Origin of the sequence: Thioclava sp. GXIMD4216 (genome assembly GCF_037949285.1) — a bacterium.
Lineage (GTDB): Bacteria > Pseudomonadota > Alphaproteobacteria > Rhodobacterales > Rhodobacteraceae > Thioclava > Thioclava litoralis.
In genome coordinates, this window is the sequence record NZ_CP149926.1 from 973,970 (window position 1) to 996,507 (window position 22,538).

A 22,538-nucleotide genomic window follows, 5' to 3' on the forward strand; every position below is an offset into this window, starting at 1 on the left:
GCGGCTCTGTCTGGCAGAACCCCAAGCCCAGAAAAGCGTATCGGGTGGAGATGATGCAAGGCTGAACCGGAATCTGGCGGCGGGGCGGCGGGTAACGTGCCTGTAAATTGTGCGACCTGTATGAAAAGCGGTCAATCGGAAAAAGCGGAGCTTGTGATGTGGCGGGAGGAAATTTGACAGGCTGTTCGTGCGATCAGGCTTTTCGCGGGTGGTTTGCGCGCGTAGATTGGCGGGTATGACAGAGCCTCGATTCATTCACCTGCGCGTCCATACCGAATATTCGCTGCTTGAGGGGGCTGTGCCCGTCAAGAAGCTGATCAAGATGTGTGACGCGGCCAATATGCCCGCCGTTGCCGTCACCGACACCAATGCGATGTTTTCCGCTTTGGAGTTTTCGGTCAATTCGAAGGGGGCGGGATTGCAGCCTATTCTGGGCTGTCAGGTGTCTGTGGCCTATGATCCGGCGCGACCGGGTGAAAAGATCCGGCTGCCGGCGCCAGTGGTGCTTCTGGCCCAGAACGAGACGGGTTACGAGAACCTGATGGAGCTGTCGACCTGCCTCTATGTGGGCAAGAATGGCGATCTGGTGCAGGTCACCACCGAGCAGCTTGCGGCGCATTCCGAGGGGATCATCTGTCTGAGCGGCGGTGCGGAGGGGCCTGTGGGCAAGTTCTTGCAGAATGGCCAGCCGGATCGGGCGCGGGCGCTGATGGAGCGTCTGGCCGCGATTTATCCCGACCGTCTCTATGTCGAATTGCAGCGTCATCCGGGCGAGGATGGGCGCAATACCGAAGCCGAACGTCTGACCGAGCGCGGCTTTGTCGAAATGGCCTATGAGATGGGTCTGCCGCTGGTGGCCACCAATGATGTCTATTTTCCCAAGGCCGAGATGTACGAGGCGCATGATGCGCTGATCTGCATTGCGGAGGGGGCCTATGTCGACCAGATCGAGCCGCGCCGCCGTTTGACGCCCCAGCATTATTTCAAATCCGAAGCCGAGATGGTGGCGCTGTTTTCCGATCTGCCGGAGGCTTTGGAGAATACCGTCGAGATCGCGCGGCGCTGTGCTTATGGGGCCTCGAAGATTGACCCGATCCTGCCCAAATTCGCCGATGACGAGGTCGAGGAATTGCGCCGTCAGGCGTGGGAGGGCCTGCGCAACCGGCTTGAGGTGATCGAGGCGGCGTCCCCTGTCGAGGACTATGAGGCGCGGCTGAAATTCGAGCTTGGGATCATCGAACAGATGGGATTTCCGGGCTACTTCCTGATTGTGGCCGACTTTATCAAATGGGCGAAGGCGCATGATATTCCGGTGGGGCCGGGGCGGGGGTCGGGGGCAGGTTCGCTTGTGGCCTATGCGCTGACCATTACCGACCTTGATCCCTTGCGCTATTCGCTGCTGTTCGAACGCTTCCTGAACCCCGAGCGGGTCTCGATGCCGGACTTCGATATCGACTTCTGCATGGATCGCCGCGAAGAGGTGATCAAATATGTGCAGCAGAAATACGGGCGCGAGAAGGTGGGCCAGATCATCACCTTCGGTGCGCTTCTGTCGAAGGCCGCCGTGCGCGATGTGGGGCGGGTGTTGCAGATGTCCTTCGGGCAGGTGGACCGGCTTTCCAAGATGATCCCCGTCGAGGGGGTGAAGCCCGTCTCGATCGAGAAGGCGCTGGCCGATGAGCCGCGTCTGCGCGAGGCGGCAAAGAACGAAGAGGTCGTGGCACGGTTGTTGAAATATGCCCAGCAGGTGGAAGGATTGCTGCGCAATGCCTCGACCCACGCGGCAGGGGTGGTGATTGGCGACCGTCCGCTGGACCATCTGGTGCCGCTCTATCAGGATCCGCGATCCGACATGCCGGCGACCCAGTTCAATATGAAATGGGTTGAAAGCGCGGGTCTGGTGAAATTCGACTTTCTGGGTCTGAAGACACTGACCGTCGTGCAATCGGCGATGAACCTGATCTTCAAATCGGGCAGGCCGCTCCATGTGGATGCGCATGGCAACCAGCTTTATGAACCGGCTGCGGGGGGCGAGAACCAGATCAACCTTATCCCGCTGGATGATCAGAAGACCTATGATCTTTACTCCAGCGCGCATACGGTTGCGGTGTTTCAGGTGGAATCCGAGGGGATGAAATCGGCGCTGCGCCAGATGAAACCCACCTGTATCGAGGATATCGTGGCGCTGGTGGCTTTGTATCGCCCGGGCCCGATGGAGAATATCCCGACCTATTGCGATGTGAAACACGGGCGCAAGCCGTTGGAATCCGTGCATAAGACCATCGACCATATTCTGGCCGAGACCCAAGGCATCATCGTCTATCAGGAACAGGTGATGCAGATCGCGCAGGAGATGGCGGGCTATACGCTGGGCGGGGCCGACCTTCTGCGCCGCGCGATGGGTAAGAAGATCAAGGAGGCGATGGATGCCGAGCGCCCGAAATTTGAATCGGGGGCGGCGAAGAACGGGGTCGACAAGAAGAAGGCCTCGGAGGTTTTCGACCTTCTGGAGAAATTCGCCAATTACGGCTTCAACAAATCCCACGCCGCGGCCTATGCGGTGGTCAGCTATTACACCGCTTGGCTGAAGGCCAACCATCCTGTCGAGTTCATGGGCGGGGTGATGAATTGCGATATCCATCTGACCGAGAAGCTTGCGATCTATGCGCAGGAGGTCAAGAAGGGCTTGGGTGCCGAGATCGTGCCGCCCTGTGTGAACCGCTCTTTGGCGACCTTTGATGTGGTGGACCAGAAGCTGGTTTACGCATTGGGCGCGCTGAAGAATGTGGGTGTCGAGGCGATGGAGATGATCGTCAGGGCGCGTCAGGTGGAGGGGCGCGATAAGCCCTTCCGTGATCTCTTTGATTTCGCCCGCCGTGTTGATCTGAAGCGGGTTGGCAAGCGGCCATTGGAGATGCTGGCGCGGGCGGGGGCCTTTGACCAGTTGGACCCGAACCGCAAGCGGGTGTTCCAGTCGCTGGACAGTCTGGTGGCATGGTCGGGGGCGGTGATCGAGGCGAAGAATTCGGCGCAGGTGTCTTTGTTTGGCGATGCGGGCGATGATCTGCCGCCGCCGCGCATGGCCGATACCGATGACTGGTTGCCGGGCGAGAAGCTGGCCGAAGAGCATAAGGCCATCGGCTTCTATCTCTCGGGCCATCCGCTGGAAGACTATATGCCCGCGCTCAAGCGCAAGAAGGTGATGACGCTCGACGAGATCCACGCCAAGGCGCTGAACGGCCCCTTTGCGGCGAAGATCGCGGGCGAGGTGGCTTCGGTGCGCGAGAAGAAATCGGCCAAGGGGAACCGCTTTGCCTTTGTCGCGCTGTCGGATGCCTCGGGGCCTTACGAGGTGGCCTTCTGGTCCGAGGCGCTGGAGGCGTCACGCGCGGTGCTGGAGACGGGGCGGCTTCTGGTGCTGAACGTCAAGGTCGAGGTGGATGGCGAGTCGGTGCGGATGGTCGCCGGTTCGGCCAGCCCTGTGGATACGATGGTCGCCGATGCCGGTGGCACGGGGTTGATGATTCACGTGGAAACACCGGAAGCCGTGCCGTCGATTGCGTCGCTCTTGGGGCGGCTGGAGGAAGAGGGCAAGGTGCGCTCGCGCGGGCCGATCAGTTTCACGGTGTTCGATGCCGAGAAGAACTGTCGCTATGAATTGGCGACGGGGCGCGATTTTCCGGTGAACCCGCAGATCAAAGGGGCGATCCGGTCCTTGCGCGGGGTGTCGATGGTGGAAGAAATCTGAGGCGGGGCCGATTTTAACGGGGCCATCGAGACCCCGTCAAAATCGGTCAGGCCGCGCGCGGCCTTCCGGGCGCGTTATCCACCCGTTTAGCCCCCCGTTCAGCCCCATGTCGGGTGGAAGCGGTTCTTGGCGCTGAGGGTGAAGATCTCGCAGCCATCTGCCGTGACGCCCACGCAATGTTCGAATTGCGCCGAGAGCGATTTGTCGCGGGTGACGGCCGTCCAGTCATCGGCCAGCACCTTGGTGTCGGGGCGGCCCAGATTGACCATCGGCTCGATCGTGAAGATCATGCCTTCTTCCAGCACCGCGCCTGCGCCCGCGCGGCCGTAGTGCAGCACATTTGGCGGGGCGTGGAAGACGCGGCCCACGCCGTGGCCGCAGAAGTCGCGCACGACGCTCATGCGGTTGGACTCGACATATTTCTGGATCGCATGGCCGATATCGCCGAAGGTATTGCCGGGTTTGACCTGATCGATGCCGATCATCAGCGCGTCATAGGTGACCTGAATCAGGCGCTCGGCTTTGCGGGTCAGATTGCCCGCCACATACATGCGCGAGCTGTCGCCGAACCAGCCATCCTTGATGACGGTGATGTCGATGTTCAGGATGTCGCCATCCTTGATCACCTTATCGCCCGGAATGCCGTGGCAGACCACATGGTTGACCGAGATGCAGGAGGCATGCTGGTAGCCGCGATAGCCGATGGTGGCCGAGATGGTGCCAAGCTCTTCGACCCGTTTGCGGATGAAGGTCTCCAGATCCATCGTGGTGATGCCGGGGCGGACATGGTCTGCCACCTCGTCGAGGATCTGCGAGGTCACGGCACAGGCGGCTCGGATGCCGTCGAAGTCCTCTTCGGTATTATAGATGCGGATCCCGTCTTTCGTCACGCGGCCTTGGGCTTCATCCACCGGCTTTCTCCTTCATTCGCTTACCCCCTAGTTAATCACAAAAGCGGGCAATGACTAGGGCTTGGGCTTTCCGCCCCTCGCAACCCGGCCTATACCTATGTGCAAAGGAGATAAACCCATGTCCAATCCTACTGCCGCGATCCTGATCATCGGTGACGAAATCCTGTCGGGGCGCACCCGCGAGGGCAATGCCTATTATCTTGCGGGCGAGCTGACCAAGGCGGGGATCGACCTGAAGGAGGTGCGGATTGTTGCGGATGATCAGGACCAGATCGTCAGCGCGATCCATGCGCTGTCAGCGGCCTATGACACGCTGTTTACCTCGGGCGGGATCGGGCCGACCCATGATGACATCACCGCCGATGCGGTAGGGGCGGCCTTTGGCGCGAAAGTGGATGTGCGCGAGGATGCCAAGGCGCTGCTGGCGGCGCATTATGCCGCACGCGGGGCCGAGTTCACGCCCGCGCGGATGCGGATGGCGCGCATCCCCGAAGGGGCCACGCTGATCGACAACCCTGTCTCTGTCGCGCCCGGATTTACCATGGGCAATGTGCATGTGATGGCGGGCGTGCCCAATGTGTTTCAGGCGATGGTGGCAAGCGTGCTGCCGACGTTTACGGGCGGCGCGCCGGTTCTGTCGCGCAGCCTGCGGGTGCCGCGCCCTGAATCCGAGATTGCCGAGCCGCTGCGCGATCTGGCCCAGACCTATGAGGATCTGTCCTTCGGGTCCTATCCCTTTGTCACCGACGGGAATTACGGCGTGAACCTTGTGGTGCGCGGGCAGGATGAGGCGCGGCTCGAGGCGGCATTCGCGGCACTCAAAGCCGCTTTTCCCGAGGGCCAATGATGTCGGATGCCGATTTCTATGAGGTGATCGACCGCACGTGGCCTGCGGCATCCTTCCGGCAGGTGGGGGGCTTTACACTGCGCGAGGGGCAGGGCGGGGGCAGCCGCGTGGGGTCTGCCTCTTTGGATGTGGCTTTGCCCGAGGCGGATATCGAGGCAGCCATCGCCGGCCATCACGCCTTGGGCCAGCCGGTGAAATTCCAGATCCGTGACGGTCAGGAAGATCTGGATCAGGCACTGGCCGCACGCGGGTTTCAGGTGCTTGATCCGACCGTGGTGTTTTGCGCGCCCTGTGCGGCCTTTGACAGCCCGCACGCGCTTTCGGCCTTCAGTCACTGGCCGCCTCTGGCCATCACCCGCGAAATCTTCGAGGAAGATGGCATCAATGCTGCCCGTCAGGCGGTGATGGCTCGGGTGAAAGGCCCTGCCTGTGTGATCTTGGGCCGCGATGGTGACCGCGCGGCGGGGGCAGCTTTTGTCGCCTGCGCGGGGAGCGATGCGATGATCCATGCGGTCAATACGCGCCCTGCCTTCCGGCGCCGCGGGGTGGCGCGCCATATCATGGGCGAAGCCGCCCGCTGGGCCACCGCTCAAGGGGCGTCGCATCTGTGGCTTGTTGTGCGGGCCTCGAACGAAGGGGCCATTGCGCTTTATACTCGCTTGGGTATGATAGAACAGGGCCGTTATCATTACCGTTTGGACGTTTCATGACCCTTCTGCGCTTTGCCCTTGTTCTTGGCTGTGTCTTTGGTGGCTCGGTGGCGGTTGCTGCGCCGATCCAGCTCGATCTGCCCGAGGATGCCTCGATCAGCGCTTCTGACAGTAATCCCGCCACCGATTACAGCCTGCTGACCGGCCCGTGGACGGTCAAGTCGCGCGCGCCTTCCCGCGCGCTCGAGGGCACGCGGATCGATACGGCATGGCGTCTGCGTGGCAATCAGCAGACCACCTTGCAAATTCTGGCTCCGCTACGGGCGCAGATTGAGGATGCGGGCTACACGGTGCTGTATGATTGTGCCACGGATGCCTGCGGCGGGTTCGATTTCCGGTATCAGCTGGATCTCCTGCCCGAGCCGGGTATGCATATCGATCTGGGTGATTTCCTGTATCTGGCCGCCCGTAAGGGGCCGGAATATCTGGCATTGACGGTGAGCCGTTCCTCCAATTCCGGTTTTGTGAACCTGACCACGCTAAGCGCGGGCATTGTGGATGCCGCCCGCCCCGATAACCCGTTGCAGATCACCACTGGGGCCAGCACCGGTGCCGAAAAGCGTCCTATCGGGACGTTGTTGCAAACCGAGGGGCACGGCATTCTGGGCGGGCTCGATTTCGATAGCGGCTCGGACAAGCTGAAGCCGGGCAGCTATGACAGTCTTGCGGCGCTGGCCGATTATCTGGCCTCCGCACCCGATGCGACAATCGCTCTGGTGGGGCATACCGATATGGAAGGCGCGCTGGAGGGCAATATCGACCTGTCCAAACGCCGTGCCGCAGCCGTTCGGGCGCGTCTGATCAGTGATTACGGTATCGCCCCCGAACGGATCGACGCCCAAGGCGCAGGCTGGCTGGCACCGATCACCACCAACCTGACGGAAGAGGGACGGCGCGCCAACCGTCGGGTGGAGGTCGTGCTGACTTCGACCCATCTCGACTAGGTTCCGGACCTATGGATATGGTCCGTCGAGTCCGGATCTGATTGATCCGGAGCTCTACATCCTGACGAACGCGTTCTGCCCGACCGAGGCGCAGAGCCACGTCGAGGCCGCCCCGACGGATCGACAGCCGCCTGATCCGCGCCCTTGTCAGGCCGCGCGACAGGTGGCGGGGCAGGGCGGCAGGCATGTCCGGTTGGGAAACGATGCAGCGGATGGTGTGCCGGAGCACCTCCACGGCATGCGCAAAACCCACCTCCGCGTCCAGCCCGAGGTGGATCTGCTGTGTCAGATGCTCTGGCGCTTACCAGTTGTCGGGGCCGCGATCCTGAAAGGTGTCGACCAGAAAATCCATGAATGCCCGCACTTTGGGCTGCGTATAGCGACCCGGAGGGTAGATTGCATAGATCCCCAGCGGGTCATCCGGCAGATCGGGGAGCGCCTCTTCGACCAGCCCTTTTTTCAAAGCGTCGGCACATAGGAAGGAGGGAAGATAAGCGATACCCAGACCGCTGATGGCCGCTTGCAGCAATGACTGCCCGTCATTTACGGTCAGCCAGCCCGCCGAACGCACCTGACGGCGCTCGCCCGAAGGGGCGGTGATCTTCCAGACATTTCCGGTGGACTGGTTGGAATAATGCAGAAGTTTGTGATTGTTGAGATCGTCGATCTTCAACGGGCGGCCGTATTTCTGGAAATAACCGGGGGCGGCAATGATTTTCTGCCCGGTTTCCGTCAGCTTGCGCGCCCGCAGGCTGCTGTCTTCCATCTCGCCCAGCCGGATGGCCATATCGAACCCCTCCGAGATCAGTTCGACATAGCGGTTGTTCAGCACCATATTTACGGTGATATCCGGATAGGCACTCAGAAAATTGCCCAGCACCGGCGAGAGCAGATGCACACCGAAATCGGTGGCGACTGAAATCCGCAGCGTGCCCGAAGGCGCAGTCTGCATCGATGTCACCAGAGCATCGGCTTCGCCCGCATCATTCAGAACCCGTCGCGCGCGGTCGTAATAGGCCATGCCGATCTCGGTGGGCGAGACGCGGCGCGTGGTGCGGTTGAGAAGCCGTGCGCCCAGACGGGTCTCCAAGGCGGATACATGTTTGGACACGGCAGATTTGGAAATCCCCATCTTCTTGGCGGCATCGGTAAAGCCACCTTGGTCCACCACCGTGGCAAAGGCTTCCATTTCTGTCAGACGGTCCATTTGCAGCAACCCTTGAGTCATTTCGTCCTGCAAAAGATCGGTTTGAATTTGGGCTGAAATGGGGCTGCGAATGGACAATACGGGGGAATCGCTAAAATGGTTCCGACCACGGAAACGATCCCTTCGGTCTGCGCCGGTCGGGCGGGGCCGGAGGCGCCATGCGCCGACCGATTTGGCCGGGGCCTCAATGGCGCCGGTCAAATCGGGCCTGGAGGCAGAGGTCTATCCGCCCAGCCCAAGCAGGGCAGGGACCTGTGCCATATCGGTAAACAGCTCGGCCCCCGTGGCCACCAAGGCCGGATGATCGCCCTGCGGCGCATAGCCCAGACAGCGCATGCCCGCCGCCACTGCGGCCCGCGCGCCCGCTGGACTGTCCTCGATCACGACGCACTCCGCAGGCGCAACCCCCAGCGCTTCGGCGCAATGCAGATAGAGGTCCGGCGCGGGCTTTGGATGCGCCACATCCTCCTGTCCGGAGAACAACCGCCCCTCCAGCTTGGCCCGTATCTCGGGATGCTGCCCCAATGTGGCGGCCATCTTCACATGCCGACCATTGGACCCCACCGCATAGGAAATGCCCTCGGCATCCAGCCGATCCAGCAGCTCCGGCACCCCCGCCATCAAAGGCGTGCCCGCGCGCAGCCTCTCGCAGAGCACCGCATAATAATGATCCCCCCAATCGGCGGGCAGGGAGGCCCCCATCTCGCGGGCGCGCGCGGCACAGCCCTCGATGGTGCCACCGATAAATATGCGCTCCATCTCATGCAGGGTCAGTTCCAACCCATGGGCCGTAAATTCCTCTTGCAGCAGATCGAAGGTCATCGGCTCGCTATCCACCAAGACCCCGTCGCAATCGAAGATAACCGCTTTCACCATCAGTCCGCCTCCGGCATCAGGGCCAAAGTCACGACCGTATCGCCATATTTGCGCTGGTCGATCTGCTCCAGCGGCGCAGGCACCACAGGCGCCACATTCTCTTCCCAGACCACCATCGCCCCCGGCGCGATCCAGCCGTTTTCCAGACACGACGCAATCGCCTTCTCGCCCAGTCCCATGCCATAGGGCGGATCAAGAAAGATCAGGTCGTAGCCCTCGCCACGGCAGGGCCCCATGCGGGTCGCATCGCGCCGCCAGAGGTCGGTGACCCCCATCGCCCGCATCAGCTCGATATTCTTGCGCAGCAGAATCCGTGCAGGCGTGCCCTCATCCACAAAGGCCACACGTTTGGCCCCGCGCGACAGCGCCTCAAGCCCCAAAGCCCCCGTGCCGGCAAACAGGTCCAGCACCCGCGCCTCGGGGATCGGATTGCCATGCGTGCCATTGACCAGCAGGTTGAAAATCGACTCGCGTACGCGGTCCGTTGTGGGGCGCAGATGCCCCTTGGCATCGCCTTCGCCCACATCCGTCAGCTTCAGCCCACGCTTCTCGCCACCAATAATCCGCATCTTTTACCGCCGCATCAATGTTTTCAGGTCCACCGCCGCCTCAACCTCGGCGGGGGTCACATCCGACCCCGCCTCGATCAGGCGCTTGCCCACCATATAGGCCCTTGGCGCATCCAGCGCATCCACCGCAATCAGCTGATCGTCGCGGAAATACCAGAAGCTCTGGCCATCCACGTTCTTCGCGATCACTCGGGTATAGCCGCCATTCCAGCCCGCGATCTGCAGCTTGGAGGCAAACATATCCGACCAGAACCACGGCTTGGGCTGATAGTCCTTGCCCGCGCCCAGCATATTGCAGGCCACCAGCTCGCCCATATCAATGGCATTGCCCACCGATTCCAGCCGCATCCGCGCGCCGTTCAGGTTGATCTCGGCGCAATCGCCTGCCGACCAGATATGCGGGTCCGAGGTGCGGCCCTGACTGTTGGTCACGATACCATCACCTAAGACCAGCCCCGCCTCTTCGGCCAGCCGCGTGGCAGGGGTAACCCCGATGCCCACCACCACCAGATCGGCGGGCAGAACCGTGCCATCCACCAGCTCGACACTGTCCACCACGCCATCCCCGCGCAGTTCCCGCAGGCTGGTGCCTTCAAGGATCGTCACCCCTTCGGCCTGATGCAGCGCGCGCACCGCATCCGCCGTCTCGCGGCAGGCCACGCGGCGCAGGATCCGCTCGGAGGCCTGCACCAGAGTGACCTCCAGCCCCAGCTTGCGCGCCACTGCCGCCGTCTCGAGGCCAATATAGCCGCCGCCGATCACCACCAGACGCTTGCCCGCCACCATCTGCGGCTCTAGCGCGTCGATATCGGCCAGATTACGGATGGTGAAGAGATTGCCCAGATCGCCGCCCAAGGCAGGGGCGAGGCGTTTCGGGTCAGCGCCTGTGCAGAGCGCCAGCTGGTCATAGCCCAGCACCTCGCCCGCCATACGCACCCGTTTCGCGGCAGGGTCGATGCGATCAACCCGCGTGCCCAGCTTCAGGGTGATGTTCTGCTCGGCCCAGAATTCCGGCGACCTCAGGGTCAGGCGCTCCAGCGGCATCTCGCCCAGCAGATAGGCCTTTGACAGGGGCGGGCGCTGATAGGGCGCCACAGGCTCCTCGCCGATAATCGTCACCGCGCCCTCATAGCCCTCGGTCCGCAGCTTGGCCGCCAGAGAGGCTGCGGCCTGTCCAGCCCCGATGATCACGATACCTGACATTTCTCTTTCCCTCTGGTGCTCTTGCTGCCGAACCCTATAACTTACCGGCAAACATGTGCAACGCGACAGGAGAGCGACATGACGATCAGTGAAGGCGACGTGCTTCCCGGGGCAACCCTTTTGGCGCTTGGCGGCGAAGGCCCGACAACCGTAAGCCTTGGTGACAAGATGAAAGGCCGCAAAGTGGTGATCTTCGGTCTGCCGGGCGCCTTTACCGGCACCTGCACCACCGCCCATGTCCCGAGCTTCATGCGTACCCGCGAGAAATTTGCCGAGAAGGGCGTGGACGAGGTGATCTGCATCACCGTCAACGACCCCTTCGTGGTGGATGCATGGTCGAAATCGACCGGCGCGGGGGCTGCGGGCATCACCATGCTGGCCGATGCGGAAAGCGCCTTCACCAGCGCCATCGGGATGAACTTCTCGGCCCCCGCCATCGGTTTCAAGGACCGCTCGCTGCGCTATGCGATGTATGTCGTGGATGGCGTGGTGAAAGTTCTGCACAAGGAAGAGAACGCAGGCACCTGCGATATCTCGGGCGGTGAGAGCATGCTTGAGGCGATCTGAATTGCCCCATCTTGAAAAGGGCGGGAAATCCCGTCACCAATGGCCCTTCGGGGCCATTTTTCGTGCCGCGCCTAGAGGGGGATCACTATGCAGCATAAACCGCTTGGCCAATCGGGCCTGACTGTTTCTCCCTTCGTCTTTTGCGGCAATGTTCTGGGCTGGACGGCAGATCGCGCGACCTCTTTTGCCATGCTGGACCGGTTGGTGGAGGCGGGGGTGACCTCGATTGATACCGCCGACAGCTATTCCTATTGGGGCGAGGGTATGCAGGGCGGCGAGTCCGAGGCGATGATCGGCGACTGGCTGGCCGCCCGCAAGCGGCGCGACGATGTGGTGATCTATACCAAGGTGGGCAAGCTGTCATGGCGCAAGGGGCTGCGGCGCGAGAATATTCTGGCCGCGATTGACGAGTCGCTGACCCGTCTGCGCACCGATTATATCGACCTCTATTTTGCCCATGCCGATGACGGGGATGTGCCGCAGGAAGAGGTTCTGGAAACGTTCGAGATGCTGCGCGTTCAGGGCAAGATCCGCGCGATGGGCGCGTCGAATTTCGCGCCCGACCGTCTGGCCTCGGCGCTGTCTCTGGCGCGGCAGATGAATGTGACGGGGATCAAGGTGGTCCAGCCCGAATACAGCCTTTCGGCGCGCAGCGGATTTGAACAGGACCTGCTGCCGCTGGTGAAGGCGCAGGGCCTCGGGGCCGTGACCTTTTTCACGCTGGCGGCAGGGTTTCTGTCTGGCAAATACCGCAAGCCGGACGATTTCAACGGCATTCCCCGTGCCCGCCATGCGGCGAAATATCTGGATGCGCGGGGCCTTCGCATTCTGGGGGCATTGTCGGAGGTGGCGGATGGCATGGGTGCGCCTATGGCACAGGTGGCCACCGCTTGGGCGATGGCGCGGGAGGGCGTGTCGGCGCCGATTGTCTCGGCCTCGACTATGGCGCAGCTAGAGACCCTTCTGGACGCGATCGACCTGCACCTGAATGACGAGGCGATGGCCAAGCTGGAGGCGGCCTCGGATGGCTAAGCTGACCACCATCGACAATATCATCAGCGACCGCGGCTCGAAATATGCGGTCTCCGGCGCGCCCTGCGCCTCGGAAGACGAGGCCAAGGCGCTGATCAGGGACCTCTGCCGTACCAAGAAATTCGCCAAGGCCACGCATAACACATGGGGTCTTCTGACGCCCGAGGCGCCGGTGAAAAACGATGATGGCGAGTCGGGCGCGGGCATGGTGATCCTGCGGATGCTGGAACGCGAGGGGCTGGAGAACCATCTGATCGTGGTCACCCGCTGGTATGGCGGCAAACACTTGGGCGGCGACCGTTTCCGCCATGTGCAAGACGCCGTGCGGATCTATATCGAGGACCTGCGGGGGGCGTGATCCCCCCGCCGACCGAGGGGCCGGAACATGCGCGTGTTCCGGCAGAGCCGACCCCGCCGGCTATCTGCCGCGCGTTTTCGAACCTATTGCCTAGTCCAGAAAATCCTCGCTCAGATCGGTGCCCAGATCGGGGCGGGGGTCGGGTTCATCAACCTCGTCCTGACCGGGTTCGCGCTCGGGCAGGGGGGACTGGAACAGCACCTTGCCCTTATGCGGAATGGCATCCAGCGCGCGGGCCAGTTCGTAATCCAGAATGCTGAGACCTTTGCAGGAATGGGTCGAAAGCTCGACATCCACCACGTTATAGACATTGCGCCAGTCGGGGTGGTGGTCCATCTTCTCGGCCAGCAGCGCCGCCTGCGCCATGAAGCCCCAAGCCTGCTCGAAATTCTCGAATTTCCAGACCTTGCGAATGGCGTCCGATTGCTTGGCCGTCCGCCAGCCATTCTCCTGTAGAACCGGCAGAAGAGAGGCGCGTTCGTCTTGGTTCAGCTTGCTTGCCATATCCGGTGATCCCTTTGGAAAGCGGGCAGGAAATTCCCGCCCGCCTGTTGTGTCGCGCCAGTGTAGCCGATTTGCGGCTTACTTCAATTTGTCTTCCTGCGTCACCGCCCCGACACCGGTTTCCGTCCCGTTTTCCAAACCGGAGGAAAGCCGCTTTTGGGGGTTTTGGTCTTTCAGTTTGACCATCTCCAGTTTGTTGTCGAACACGATCTCGCGGGTGGGGAAGGGAATGCCGATGCCATTCGCGTCAAATTCCTTTTTGACAAATTCGAACAGCTCCCAGCGGAATTTCCAGTAGACATCGGTATTGCACCACGCGCGGAACAGCAGGTTGATCGAACTGTCGCCCAGCTCTTTTACCCCGATGGTCGGGGCGGGGTCTTTCAGCACGCGCGGGTCTTCGTCGACGATCTTCTGCAGGATCTCCTTGGCCAGTTTGATGTCGCTGTCATAGGAAATGCCGATGGTGAGATCCATCATGCGGGTGGTATTGGCCGAATAATTGGTGATCGAAGACGACCAGATATCCGAGTTCGGGACCACGATCTGGATGCCGTCATAGGTTTTTAGGATGACATAGAACAGCGAGATCTCGGTCACGGTGCCGGATTCGCTGCCCGCTGCGATGTAATCGCCCACGCGGAAGGGGCGGAACATGATGATCATCACCCCCGAGGCCAGCGAGGACAGCGTGCCCTGAAGCGCCAGGCCGATGGCCAGACCGGCGGCACCGATCAGAGCGGCCAGTGAGGTGGTCTGGATGCCGAAGCGGTTGAGAATGAAGATGAAGCCGATCGCGAGGATCAGATATTTCGCGATATTGCCCAGAAAGCCGAAAAGCGTGTCATCAAGGCGGCGATGCCGCGCCGCAAGCCGCGAGATACGTCCCTTCGCCCAGCCCGAAATGAACAGGGCGATGATCAGGATCACCAGCGCGGTGAGCACATTGAGCGTGGCCAGAACCACGGCATCGACCCGTTCGGGGGTAATCCATTGGCTTACATCTGTCAGGTTTTGCAGGTTCAGCTCGTCCATGCGTCTTCGGTCCTTTATCTATCTGGGCGCGGCATTTGTTTATGCAGGCCTTCTGCGCGGCGGATAGAGGCAGGCCAAGCAGACTTCAACCCTTGCTCCGGAAGGGCCCCATCTCGGTCATGACCTCGACATCCTCGTCGATTGCCGCGCGTTCAGCCTCCAGATAGTCCGAAATCGCGTGGCGCAAACCCGGGTGGGTGATCCAATGCGCCGAATGGGTGATATGGGGCAGATATCCGCGTGCCAGTTTGTGTTCGCCCTGCGCGCCCGCTTCCACGCGCGCCAGCCCGTGGGCCAGCGCGTAATCCACCGCCTGATGGTAGCACAGCTCGAAATGCAGATAGGGGTGATCCTCGATACAGCCCCAATAGCGGCCATAGAGACAATCGCGCCCGATCAGGTTAAGCGCGCCCGCAATGGGGCGGCCTTCGCGCAGCGCCAGCACCAGAAGCACATCCTCGCGCATCTCGTGCAGCGCGTCGAAAAAGGCCCGCGTCAGATAGGGGCTGCCCCATTTGCGCGCGCCTGTGTCCTGATAGAACTCCCAGAAGGCGTCCCAATGCTCCGGGCGGATGTCATCGCCTGTCAGCTGCCGGATCTCGCCGCCAAAGCCCTGAGCGCGGGCGCGTTCCTTTTTCAGCGCCTTGCGTTTGCGCGAGGAGAGCTGCGCAAGGAAGGCATCGAAATCGGCATAGCCCTGATTGTAGAAATGGAATTGCTGGCCATGGCGGTGCAGATAGCCCGCGCCTTCGGCCAGATCGGCCTCATCCTCAAGGCAGAAGGTCATATGAACCGAGGACAGCCCGTTGTTTTCCGCCACCTGCGCCATGCCCGCCAGAAGGGCGGCGCGGCCTGTCTCGGCGTGATCTGGTGCGGTTAACAGCCGCCTGCCCGTGCAGGGCGTGAAGGGCACCGCGCATTGCAGCTTGGGGTAATATTGCCCGCCCGCGCGCTCAAAAGCATCCGCCCAGCCGTGGTCAAAGACATATTCGCCCTGACTATGGGATTTGACGTAAAGCGGCGCCACGCCCAGCACCGTTTCGCCCGCGCGGGCCACAATGGGGCGCGGGTCCCAGCCCGTGCCGCGCCCGACCGACCCCGAGGCCTCAAGCGCCGAAAGGAAGCGATGCGTGGTGAAAGGGTCATAAGGGCGCCCGCCGTCGCGGGTCTCAGGGCAGGCGCAGCTATCCCACAAAGCGGGGTCGATGGCCGAGACGCCCTCGGCCAGTTCCAGTTCAATCTGATCGGTCATCGCAGGCTCCTGTCGGAGCCGATGATGACCGGATCACGCCGCAGGTCAAGCCGCGGGCAGGGCCGAGGCATAGCCCTCGAAGGTCACGTTTTCGGCAATCTCGCGGGCCTTGGCTTCCTCTGCGTCGCTGCGGATCGTCCAGCACAGGATATGCGCGCCCTCGGCCTTCAGGGCAGCCACCCGCGCCATGCCGAGGTCTTTCCAGTGGTGCGAGATAAAGCAGGCCCCCACACGGTCATAATCGGCGATCCCGCGCAAGCGGGCGCGCTGGTCCTCGCTCAGGGTGGGGAAATCTTCGGCCGACCATTCGGCATAGGTGGTCAGCCCGACCGCCACAGCGGGGGCTGCCGCATGGAACAGGGCGATGGAGGCGGGGTTGAACCCCATCACAGCGACCGGCCCCTGATACCCCGCAAGCGCCTCTGCCGCGGCCTGTTCCAGCGGGCCAAGCCCCGCCCCGTCGGGGTCATCCTGATTTTTGATCTCGACCAGAAGCGGCACCTGTCCTGCCACCAGATCCAGCACTTCGGCAAATGTCGGGATGCCCTCATCGGCATCACGCAGATAGATGGCCTGCAACTCGGCGGCACTGCGGGCATGCAGCGGGCCGGTCGCGTCGGTCAGGCGGTCCAGAGAATAGTCATGGAAGACCATCGCCACGCCATCTGCCGAAAGCTGCAGGTCGATCTCTATGCCATAGCCCGCCGCGATGGCGGCACGAATGGCGGCCAGGCTGTTTTCGGGGCGGCCCTTCGCGCGGTCATGAAAGGCCCGATGCGCGATGGGCAGGCTGAGGAAGCGCGGGTCAAGCATCTGCGATCTCGAAGACGGCGTCGATCTCTACGGCCACACCCAGCGGCAGGGCGGGCGTGGCGACCGCCGAACGGGCGTGGCGGCCCGCATCACCGAAGACCTCGACCATCAGGTCGGAGCAGCCATTCACCACTTTGGGTTGGTCGATGAACTCTGCGGTGGAATTGACGAAACCGCCGAGTTTGACCACGCGGGTGATGCGGTCCAGATCGCCAAGCGCGGCTTTCGCCTGCGCAATCAGCGCCAGCCCGCACAGGCGCGCGGCGGCAGCGCCTTCGGCCACATCCATCGTTTCGCCCAGACGGCCCGTGACCAGACCTTCGGCGCTGGCCGAGATCTGTCCCGAGACATAAAGCTGGTTTCCGGTGATCACATAGGGCACGTAATTCGCTGCAGGCGCGGGGGCGGCGGGCAGGGTGATGTTCAGGTCGGACAGGCGGGTTTCGATTTTCGACATGGGGTCCTCATGATGCGCGCAAAAAGCGTGCACCGGACGCTAGGCGCGCATGGATGCGGGCGCAAGGGGAATGCACCCGCCGCGCGCCCTTTCATGGACCTGTCATGCAGGCAGGGGCTTACCAGTCGATGAAATGCTCGAAATCGCGGGTGACGGCCTTCCACAGGTCCAGCGAGACATCGAAATTTTTCTCGTTCACGCCGTCGCCATCCAGATTGATGTCCATCTCGAGGAAGGGGTCGCCCTCGTCATCAAGATAGGCACGTCCGAAGCGGTTATTGCGGTTCCATTCGTTGATCATGGTCGCGCTCATCGGCTGGTCCAGATCGTAGCCGGTCGAGAACTGGATGGTCCGGCAGTTGGTATTGCCACGGCAGCCGTAGAAATAGACCGAGAAATGCGTGCCGTTGATCCGGCTGTCCAGCATCGGATCACCCGAGTCATCCGTGCCCTGCGTGACCGGCAGGCCATATGCTTCGAGGAAGGCGGAAACCGTGCTGGGTTTGGCCGTGACCGCCGCGGCCTGAACCGTCGCGGCGCTCGCCAGAAGGCCCATACAGGCAAGAGGAAGAAGAAACTGTTTCATGTGGGTCCTTATGGTCCGTCTCAGGCGACCATTGCTTCGGCTTTTTTCAGATCGACCGATACCAGCTGGCTTACACCCTGTTCCTGCATTGTCACACCGAAAAGACGGTCCATGCGGCTCATGGTCACGGCATGGTGGGTGATGATCAGAAAGCGGGTATCGGTGCGGCGGGTCATCTCGTCCAAGAGGTCGCAGAAGCGGGTGACATTGGCGTCATCCAGCGGCGCATCGACCTCGTCGAGCACACAGATCGGCGCGGGGTTCGCCATGAAGACGGCAAAGATCAGCGCCATCGCGGTCAGTGTCTGCTCGCCCCCCGACAGAAGCGACAGCGTCGACAGTTTCTTGCCCGGCGGCTGGCACATGATCTCTAGGCCCGCCTCCAGCGGATCATCGGATTCCACCAGCGCCAGACGCGCGTCGCCGCCCGAGAACAGATGGGTGAACAGCTGGCGGAAGTTCTGGTTGACCTGCTCGAAAGCGGCCAGCAGACGCTCGCGCCCCTCGCGGTTCAGCCCGTTGATCCCGCCGCGCAGCTTGGCGATGGCATCTTCCAGATCGCCCTTCTCGGTGAATAGCGTGTCATGTTCTTCCTGAATGCTTCGCGCGTCTTCCTCGGCGCGCAGGTTGACCGCCCCCAAAGCATCGCGGTCGCGTTTCAGCTCGGCCACCGCCTTCTCAAGCTTCGAAATCGTGGGCATATCCTCGGGCGCGATCTCCAGCGATTTCAGCAGGCTCTCGGGGGCCAGATCCATCTCGTCGCTGATCCAGTCCACCGCCAGCGTCAGCGCCTCACGCGCGGATTCCACGCGGGTTTCGGCCCGCGCCCGCGCTTCGCGGATTTCTGACGCCTGTTTTTCCGTCTCGCGTTCGACGGTCTGGGCGGTGCGCAGGCGGGTTTCGGCATCCTGTAGCGCAGTCGAGGCCTTGGATTTGCGCGCCTCTGCCTCCTGGATCTGTTCGCGCAGCTCGTCGCGGCGTTCGTTAAGCTCTTCGGGCAGGGCCATAGCCTCTTCCAGCTCTTCCAGCGCCTCGGCGCGGCGGTCGGCCAGTTCGGCGCCATGACGTTCGGCGGTGGCAAGGCGGGTCTTCCAGCCCGCAAGCTGCTCGGTGATTTCCGTCTGGCGGCGCGCGCGGGCCTCGCCCTCGCGGCGGACCTCATCCTGCGCCGAGCGCCGCGTCAGCATGGTCATCCGCGCGGCTTCCACGGTGATCTTCACCTGATCCACCTCTTGGCGAGCCTTGGACAAAGCGGGTAGGGCATTGATCGCGGCCTGCGCTTCTTCAAGCGCCTCGCGGGCGGCGCGGGCTTCCTCGCCATGGCGGCCCTCGGCCTGACGTGCGGCTTCAAGGCGGCCTTCGGTGACCGAGCGGTCGGCTTCGGCCTTCGACATCTGGCGCTGCGCCTCGCCCATGCGGCGGTCGGCTTCGCGGCGGGCGTCGCGCGCACGGGTATAGGCCAGATTGGCATCGGCCAGCTTCTGCTTCAGCTGTTCATGGTTGCGCACGGCGGATTGGGCGGCGGCCTCGGCCTCGGCCAGATCGGCGCGCAGATCGCTCAGGCGGTTTTGCTGGCGCAGACGTTGCGCGGCGGCAGAGGGCGCATCTTCGGCGCCCGCGCGCAGCCCGTCCCAGCGCCAGAGGTCGCCGGCAAGCGTTACGATCCGCTGGCCGGAGCGCAGGTCCTGATGCAGGCGGTCGCCCTGATCCCATGTCTCCACCACGCCGATCTGCGACAGGCGGCGGGCCAGAGCCTCGGGTGCCTGCACGTAATCGGCCAGCGCGGGCACGTCGGCGGGAAGAGCGGGGGCATCGCCAAGGGGCGGCAGGGTCAGCCAGCCCGAGCCCGCATTGCCCGCCGCTTCGGGGGCATTGAGGTCATCGGAAAGAGCCGCCCCCAAAGCGGCCTCATAGCCCTTGGAAACCGTAATGCTGTCAAGGATCTGTGGACCCGACATGGCCTCGCGGTCCAGAAGGCGCGTCAGGGCGCTGACTTCGGATTTCAGCGCGGTTATCACCCCTTCGGCCTCGGCGCGGGCCTCGCGGGCCTCGCCTTCGCGGGTCTCAAGGGTGGCGCGCAGGTCCTCGGCCCCATGCAGCGCCTCTTCGGCCTGATCGGCCATATCGGTGGCCTCGGAAGCAGCCTCGCGGGCGGCCTCCATCCGGTCATTGACCTCGGCCAGCGCCTCCTCGGCCTCGGCGGCATTGACGCGGGCAGCGGCGGCTGCGCGGTCGAAACGCTCGGTTGCGGCCTGACTATCGGCCAGCTGGCGTTCGGCAGACTGGTGGCGGGCGGCCAGCTGGGCCACATCGCCCGTCAGCTGGTCAAGAATCTCTTCGCGGTCACGGGCAACTTCGGCGGCCTCGGCGGCGGCCTCTTCGGCGGCGGCCAGCGCATCCTCATGGCCCGCGCTGTCACGGGTGATCTGGCGCAGCTCGTATTCCAGCCGTTCCAGGGTCTCGCCCGCATCGCGGTTCAGGCCGGTCTCGCGCTCCATATCGCGGTCGATCTGGGCAATCCGGCCCTTGAGCATCTCGATCTGGGTGCGGGCCTGCGCTTCCTGCTGCGACAGCTGGTCCTGCGACAGAACAAGCCGCTGTAGAATGGCGGTGGCAACCGTGTCTTCCTCGCGCAGGGGCGGCAGGATCTCTTCGAGATTGGCACGCAGCTCGGCACTGTCACGGGCGGCGCGTTCGGCCACACCCGCATTGGCGATGATGGCGCTGAGAGCCTTTTCGGCCTCTTGGCGGGTCTCATCGGCCTCAAGCCAGCGCCGGTACAGCAGCATCCCCTCGGAGCGGCGCAGCTCCTCGCCGATCTGGCGGTATTTCGCGGCCTGACGCGCCTGACGGGCAAGGCTGTTCAGCTGCGAGGCCAGCTGGTCGATCACATCATCGACGCGTTCCAGATTGGCCTCGGTGGCCTTCAGCCGCAGCTCTGCCTCATGGCGGCGCTGATAAAGGCCGGAAATCCCTGCGGCCTCTTCCAGAATGCGGCGGCGGGCTTTCGGTTTGGCGTTGATCAGCTCGTTGATCTGGCCCTGACGTACAAGTGCGGGCGAATGCGCCCCCGTCGAGGCATCGGCAAAGAGCATCTGCACATCGCGGGCGCGCACATCCTTGGTATTGACCTTATAGGCCGAGCCCACATCGCGGGTGATGCGGCGGGTGATCTCCAGAAGGTCGCTGTCGTTAAAGCCCGAGGGCGCGAGGCGTTCCTCGTTGTCGATCTGCAGCACGACCTCGGCAAAGTTACGCGCCCCGCGCGAGGAGGTGCCCGCAAAGATCACATCCTCCATGCCACCGCCGCGCATCGCCGAGGGGCGGTTTTCCCCCATCACCCAGCGCAGCGCCTCAAGCAGGTTCGACTTGCCGCAGCCATTGGGGCCGACAACCCCCGTCAGCCCGTCCTGAATGACCAGATCGGTGGGGTCGACGAAGCTTTTGAAGCCGTTCAGACGCAAGCGGGTGAAACGCAAGGGCACCATTCCTTCTACAGGATGCGCGAAGCGCGCAGATATCTTGGCCCCCGAGGGCACCGGATAAGGCCGCCTTTTCCCAGCCGATCTGTCATGTGTCAATTCAAAGACACAGTCGCGCGCGGGGAAAGGCCGATTTATCCCCAGATTATCGCATTTATCGCAAGTCTGTGTATTGCTTCGGAGGTCATTGCCTTGTGGAGCGTTGGTCACAGTGCCATAGCTGACGCATCGGGAGGACATCTTTTTACGGTTTCGGGTGCCGGAGGGATCATGGTCGCTGCCTTTGCTTTCATCTTGTTGTTCCAGCTTCTGGGCGAGGTCATCTCGCGCGGGGTGGGGCTACCTTTGCCGGGACCGGTTCTGGGCATGATCTTCATGCTGCTGGGGCTGTTTGCCTCGGCACGGCTGCGCGCGTTGGTGCAGCCGACGGCCAAGGGGCTGCTGTCGCATCTGTCGCTTCTCTTCGTGCCGGTCGGGGTGGGGGTGGTGGCGCATCTTCACACGCTGACAAGCCACGGGCTTGCGCTGGGGCTGTCGCTGTTCGGGTCGACCGCGCTGGCGCTGATGGCGGGGGCTGCGGCCTTTGCCATTACGCTGCGCCTCACCAAGGGAGGGCGCGGCAAATGAGGGATGCTTTCACGATCTGGTCCTATCTCGCCTCGCAGCCGCTTCTGTGGCTTTGTGCGACGCTTTTTGCCTATTGGGCGGGAGATGCGATTTTCCGTGCGTCGGGGCGGAAGCCCTGGGCCAATCCGGTTGCCCTTGCGGTGCTGTTTCTGGGGGTGCTGCTGACGCTGACCAACACGCCCTATGACCAGTATTTCGAGGGCGCGCAATTCGTGCATTTCATGCTGGGTCCGGCGACGGTCTGCCTCGCGGTGCCGCTTTATGCCAATCGCGGCGAGATCAAGCGGACATGGCTGCCGATCACGGTGGGGCTTGTGGTTGGCAGTGCCACGGCGGTGATCTCTGCGCTGAGCATTGCCTGGGCTTTGGGGGCCGATCACAGCCTGCTGGCCACGCTGGCACCGAAATCGGCCACCGCGCCTGTGGCAATCGGCATCAGCGAGAGCCTCGGAGGCGAGCCCACTTTGACGGCGGCGCTGGTGCTGCTGACGGGGATGATCGGGGCGATTATCGTGTCGCCTTTGCTGAACCTGATCGGCGTGCGCGACTGGCGCGCGCGGGGGCTTGCGACAGGGGTTGCGGCCCACGGGATCGGCACAGCGCGGGCCTTTCAGGTGCATGAGCAGGCGGGGGCATTTGCCTCGATCGGGATGGGGCTGAATGCGATCCTGACCGCGATCATCGCGCCATTGGTGATGGGCTGGTTTTTCTGAACCAGGCGGCGCGCCGACCCTGCGGGCCGGCGCAAGAGTTTCTTACGGCGCAGGCCTTTGGAGGGCCTGCGCGGCGCCTCTGGCCAATGTTTGCGCG

21 protein-coding genes are annotated in these 22,538 nt (G+C 62.9%); 9 read left to right on the forward strand and 12 right to left on the reverse strand.

Annotated elements, in window-relative coordinates:
• The first annotated feature begins 235 nt into the window (after positions 1-235).
• Complete coding sequence (gene dnaE / locus WDB88_RS04830; RefSeq protein WP_339109072.1) at positions 236-3,748, forward strand: DNA polymerase III subunit alpha; 3,513 nt, start codon at positions 236-238, stop codon at positions 3,746-3,748.
• Between the two features lie 98 nt (positions 3,749-3,846).
• Here dnaE and map read toward each other — a convergent pair whose 3' ends face one another.
• The gene (map, locus tag WDB88_RS04835) at positions 3,847-4,659 is read right to left on the reverse strand and encodes a type I methionyl aminopeptidase (RefSeq protein ID WP_339109073.1); all 813 of its coding nucleotides are present in this window, start codon (positions 4,657-4,659) and stop codon (positions 3,847-3,849) included.
• 118 nt (positions 4,660-4,777) lie between these two features.
• Here map and WDB88_RS04840 point away from each other — a divergent pair, with 118 nt between their 5' ends.
• The 3 genes from WDB88_RS04840 to WDB88_RS04850 are packed head-to-tail and all read left to right on the forward strand — an operon-like array spanning position 4,778 to position 7,160.
• Positions 4,778-5,506, forward strand: a complete 729-nt coding sequence (locus WDB88_RS04840; RefSeq protein ID WP_339109074.1) for a molybdopterin-binding protein — start codon at positions 4,778-4,780, stop codon at positions 5,504-5,506.
• Entirely contained in the window at positions 5,503-6,216 is a 714-nt protein-coding gene (locus WDB88_RS04845) for a GNAT family N-acetyltransferase (RefSeq protein ID WP_339109075.1), read from the forward strand. Before WDB88_RS04840 ends, WDB88_RS04845 begins: the two co-directional genes overlap by 4 nt.
• Positions 6,213-7,160, forward strand: coding sequence for an OmpA family protein (locus tag WDB88_RS04850; RefSeq protein WP_339109076.1), 948 nt, complete (start codon positions 6,213-6,215; stop codon positions 7,158-7,160). The genes WDB88_RS04845 and WDB88_RS04850 overlap by 4 nt, the downstream gene beginning before the upstream one ends.
• Positions 7,161-7,461: 301 nt before the next feature.
• Here WDB88_RS04850 and WDB88_RS04855 read toward each other — a convergent pair whose 3' ends face one another.
• The 4 genes from WDB88_RS04855 to WDB88_RS04870 form a co-directional block, all read right to left on the reverse strand.
• Entirely contained in the window at positions 7,462-8,367 is a 906-nt protein-coding gene (locus WDB88_RS04855; RefSeq protein ID WP_339109077.1) for a LysR family transcriptional regulator, read from the reverse strand.
• 222 nt (positions 8,368-8,589) lie between these two features.
• Positions 8,590-9,243, reverse strand: coding sequence for an HAD family phosphatase (locus WDB88_RS04860; protein WP_339109078.1), 654 nt, complete (start codon positions 9,241-9,243; stop codon positions 8,590-8,592).
• A complete protein-coding gene (gene rsmD, locus WDB88_RS04865; RefSeq protein ID WP_339109079.1) occupies positions 9,243-9,812 on the reverse strand; it encodes a 16S rRNA (guanine(966)-N(2))-methyltransferase RsmD in 570 nt (189 codons plus the stop codon). The genes WDB88_RS04860 and rsmD overlap by 1 nt, the downstream gene beginning before the upstream one ends.
• A gap of 3 nt (positions 9,813-9,815) precedes the next feature.
• A complete protein-coding gene (locus WDB88_RS04870) occupies positions 9,816-11,015 on the reverse strand; it encodes an FAD-dependent oxidoreductase (protein WP_339109080.1) in 1,200 nt (399 codons plus the stop codon).
• 78 nt (positions 11,016-11,093) lie between these two features.
• On the opposite strand from WDB88_RS04870, the gene WDB88_RS04875 reads away from it, so the two are divergent.
• The 3 genes from WDB88_RS04875 (at position 11,094) to WDB88_RS04885 (ending at position 12,972) form a co-directional block, all read left to right on the forward strand.
• Entirely contained in the window at positions 11,094-11,582 is a 489-nt protein-coding gene (locus tag WDB88_RS04875) for a peroxiredoxin (RefSeq protein WP_339109081.1), read from the forward strand.
• Positions 11,583-11,669: 87 nt separating this feature from the next.
• Positions 11,670-12,614 carry an aldo/keto reductase gene (locus WDB88_RS04880; RefSeq protein ID WP_339109082.1) on the forward strand — a complete coding sequence of 315 codons (945 nt, stop codon included), beginning with the start codon at positions 11,670-11,672 and terminating at the stop codon, positions 12,612-12,614.
• Between the two features lies 1 nt (position 12,615).
• Positions 12,616-12,972 (forward strand): YigZ family protein, encoded by a 357-nt coding sequence (locus WDB88_RS04885; RefSeq protein WP_339109473.1) that lies wholly within the window; start codon positions 12,616-12,618, stop codon positions 12,970-12,972.
• 90 nt (positions 12,973-13,062) lie between these two features.
• On the opposite strand, the gene WDB88_RS04890 is transcribed toward WDB88_RS04885, so the two are convergent.
• The 7 genes from WDB88_RS04890 to smc form a co-directional block, all read right to left on the reverse strand.
• Positions 13,063-13,476 carry a 4a-hydroxytetrahydrobiopterin dehydratase gene (locus tag WDB88_RS04890; RefSeq protein WP_339109083.1) on the reverse strand — a complete coding sequence of 138 codons (414 nt, stop codon included), beginning with the start codon at positions 13,474-13,476 and terminating at the stop codon, positions 13,063-13,065.
• 78 nt (positions 13,477-13,554) lie between these two features.
• A complete protein-coding gene (locus tag WDB88_RS04895) occupies positions 13,555-14,511 on the reverse strand; it encodes a mechanosensitive ion channel domain-containing protein (RefSeq protein ID WP_339109084.1) in 957 nt (318 codons plus the stop codon).
• Positions 14,512-14,596: 85 nt separating this feature from the next.
• On the reverse strand, positions 14,597-15,763 hold the full coding sequence (locus WDB88_RS04900; protein WP_339109085.1) for a GNAT family N-acetyltransferase: 1,167 nt from the start codon (positions 15,761-15,763) through the stop codon (positions 14,597-14,599).
• A 45-nt stretch (positions 15,764-15,808) separates the two neighbouring features.
• Positions 15,809-16,576, reverse strand: a complete 768-nt coding sequence (locus tag WDB88_RS04905) for a glycerophosphodiester phosphodiesterase family protein (protein ID WP_339109086.1) — start codon at positions 16,574-16,576, stop codon at positions 15,809-15,811.
• The gene (locus WDB88_RS04910) at positions 16,569-17,033 is read right to left on the reverse strand and encodes a RidA family protein (RefSeq protein WP_339109087.1); all 465 of its coding nucleotides are present in this window, start codon (positions 17,031-17,033) and stop codon (positions 16,569-16,571) included. Before WDB88_RS04910 ends, WDB88_RS04905 begins: the two co-directional genes overlap by 8 nt.
• Positions 17,034-17,151: 118 nt before the next feature.
• The gene (locus WDB88_RS04915; protein ID WP_339109088.1) at positions 17,152-17,619 is read right to left on the reverse strand and encodes a YbjN domain-containing protein; all 468 of its coding nucleotides are present in this window, start codon (positions 17,617-17,619) and stop codon (positions 17,152-17,154) included.
• 20 nt (positions 17,620-17,639) lie between these two features.
• A complete protein-coding gene (smc, locus tag WDB88_RS04920; protein WP_339109089.1) occupies positions 17,640-21,098 on the reverse strand; it encodes a chromosome segregation protein SMC in 3,459 nt (1,152 codons plus the stop codon).
• Positions 21,099-21,371: 273 nt separating this feature from the next.
• Here smc and WDB88_RS04925 point away from each other — a divergent pair, with 273 nt between their 5' ends.
• Positions 21,372-21,728 (forward strand): CidA/LrgA family protein, encoded by a 357-nt coding sequence (locus tag WDB88_RS04925; protein WP_339109090.1) that lies wholly within the window; start codon positions 21,372-21,374, stop codon positions 21,726-21,728.
• Entirely contained in the window at positions 21,725-22,441 is a 717-nt protein-coding gene (locus WDB88_RS04930) for an LrgB family protein (protein ID WP_339109091.1), read from the forward strand. Before WDB88_RS04925 ends, WDB88_RS04930 begins: the two co-directional genes overlap by 4 nt.
• Positions 22,442-22,538: the final 97 nt, after the last annotated feature.

What these genes read in the sequence shown, in the direction of transcription:
- rsmD (WP_339109079.1), bottom strand. Translation starts at nt 9,812, where the DNA reads ATGCGGATTATTGGTGGCGAGAAGCGTGGGCTGAAGCTGACGGATGTG.
- WDB88_RS04880 (WP_339109082.1), top strand. Translation starts at nt 11,670, where the DNA reads ATGCAGCATAAACCGCTTGGCCAATCGGGCCTGACTGTTTCTCCCTTC.
- WDB88_RS04905 (WP_339109086.1), bottom strand. Translation starts at nt 16,576, where the DNA reads ATGCTTGACCCGCGCTTCCTCAGCCTGCCCATCGCGCATCGGGCCTTT.
- WDB88_RS04855 (WP_339109077.1), bottom strand. Translation starts at nt 8,367, where the DNA reads ATGGACCGTCTGACAGAAATGGAAGCCTTTGCCACGGTGGTGGACCAA.
- WDB88_RS04850 (WP_339109076.1), top strand. Translation starts at nt 6,213, where the DNA reads ATGACCCTTCTGCGCTTTGCCCTTGTTCTTGGCTGTGTCTTTGGTGGC.
- WDB88_RS04910 (WP_339109087.1), bottom strand. Translation starts at nt 17,033, where the DNA reads ATGTCGAAAATCGAAACCCGCCTGTCCGACCTGAACATCACCCTGCCC.
- WDB88_RS04895 (WP_339109084.1), bottom strand. Translation starts at nt 14,511, where the DNA reads ATGGACGAGCTGAACCTGCAAAACCTGACAGATGTAAGCCAATGGATT.
- WDB88_RS04915 (WP_339109088.1), bottom strand. Translation starts at nt 17,619, where the DNA reads ATGAAACAGTTTCTTCTTCCTCTTGCCTGTATGGGCCTTCTGGCGAGC.
- WDB88_RS04890 (WP_339109083.1), bottom strand. Translation starts at nt 13,476, where the DNA reads ATGGCAAGCAAGCTGAACCAAGACGAACGCGCCTCTCTTCTGCCGGTT.
- WDB88_RS04900 (WP_339109085.1), bottom strand. Translation starts at nt 15,763, where the DNA reads ATGACCGATCAGATTGAACTGGAACTGGCCGAGGGCGTCTCGGCCATC.
- WDB88_RS04875 (WP_339109081.1), top strand. Translation starts at nt 11,094, where the DNA reads ATGACGATCAGTGAAGGCGACGTGCTTCCCGGGGCAACCCTTTTGGCG.
- WDB88_RS04925 (WP_339109090.1), top strand. Translation starts at nt 21,372, where the DNA reads ATGGTCGCTGCCTTTGCTTTCATCTTGTTGTTCCAGCTTCTGGGCGAG.
- WDB88_RS04930 (WP_339109091.1), top strand. Translation starts at nt 21,725, where the DNA reads ATGAGGGATGCTTTCACGATCTGGTCCTATCTCGCCTCGCAGCCGCTT.
- dnaE (WP_339109072.1), top strand. Translation starts at nt 236, where the DNA reads ATGACAGAGCCTCGATTCATTCACCTGCGCGTCCATACCGAATATTCG.
- WDB88_RS04870 (WP_339109080.1), bottom strand. Translation starts at nt 11,015, where the DNA reads ATGTCAGGTATCGTGATCATCGGGGCTGGACAGGCCGCAGCCTCTCTG.
- WDB88_RS04860 (WP_339109078.1), bottom strand. Translation starts at nt 9,243, where the DNA reads ATGGTGAAAGCGGTTATCTTCGATTGCGACGGGGTCTTGGTGGATAGC.
- WDB88_RS04840 (WP_339109074.1), top strand. Translation starts at nt 4,778, where the DNA reads ATGTCCAATCCTACTGCCGCGATCCTGATCATCGGTGACGAAATCCTG.
- WDB88_RS04845 (WP_339109075.1), top strand. Translation starts at nt 5,503, where the DNA reads ATGATGTCGGATGCCGATTTCTATGAGGTGATCGACCGCACGTGGCCT.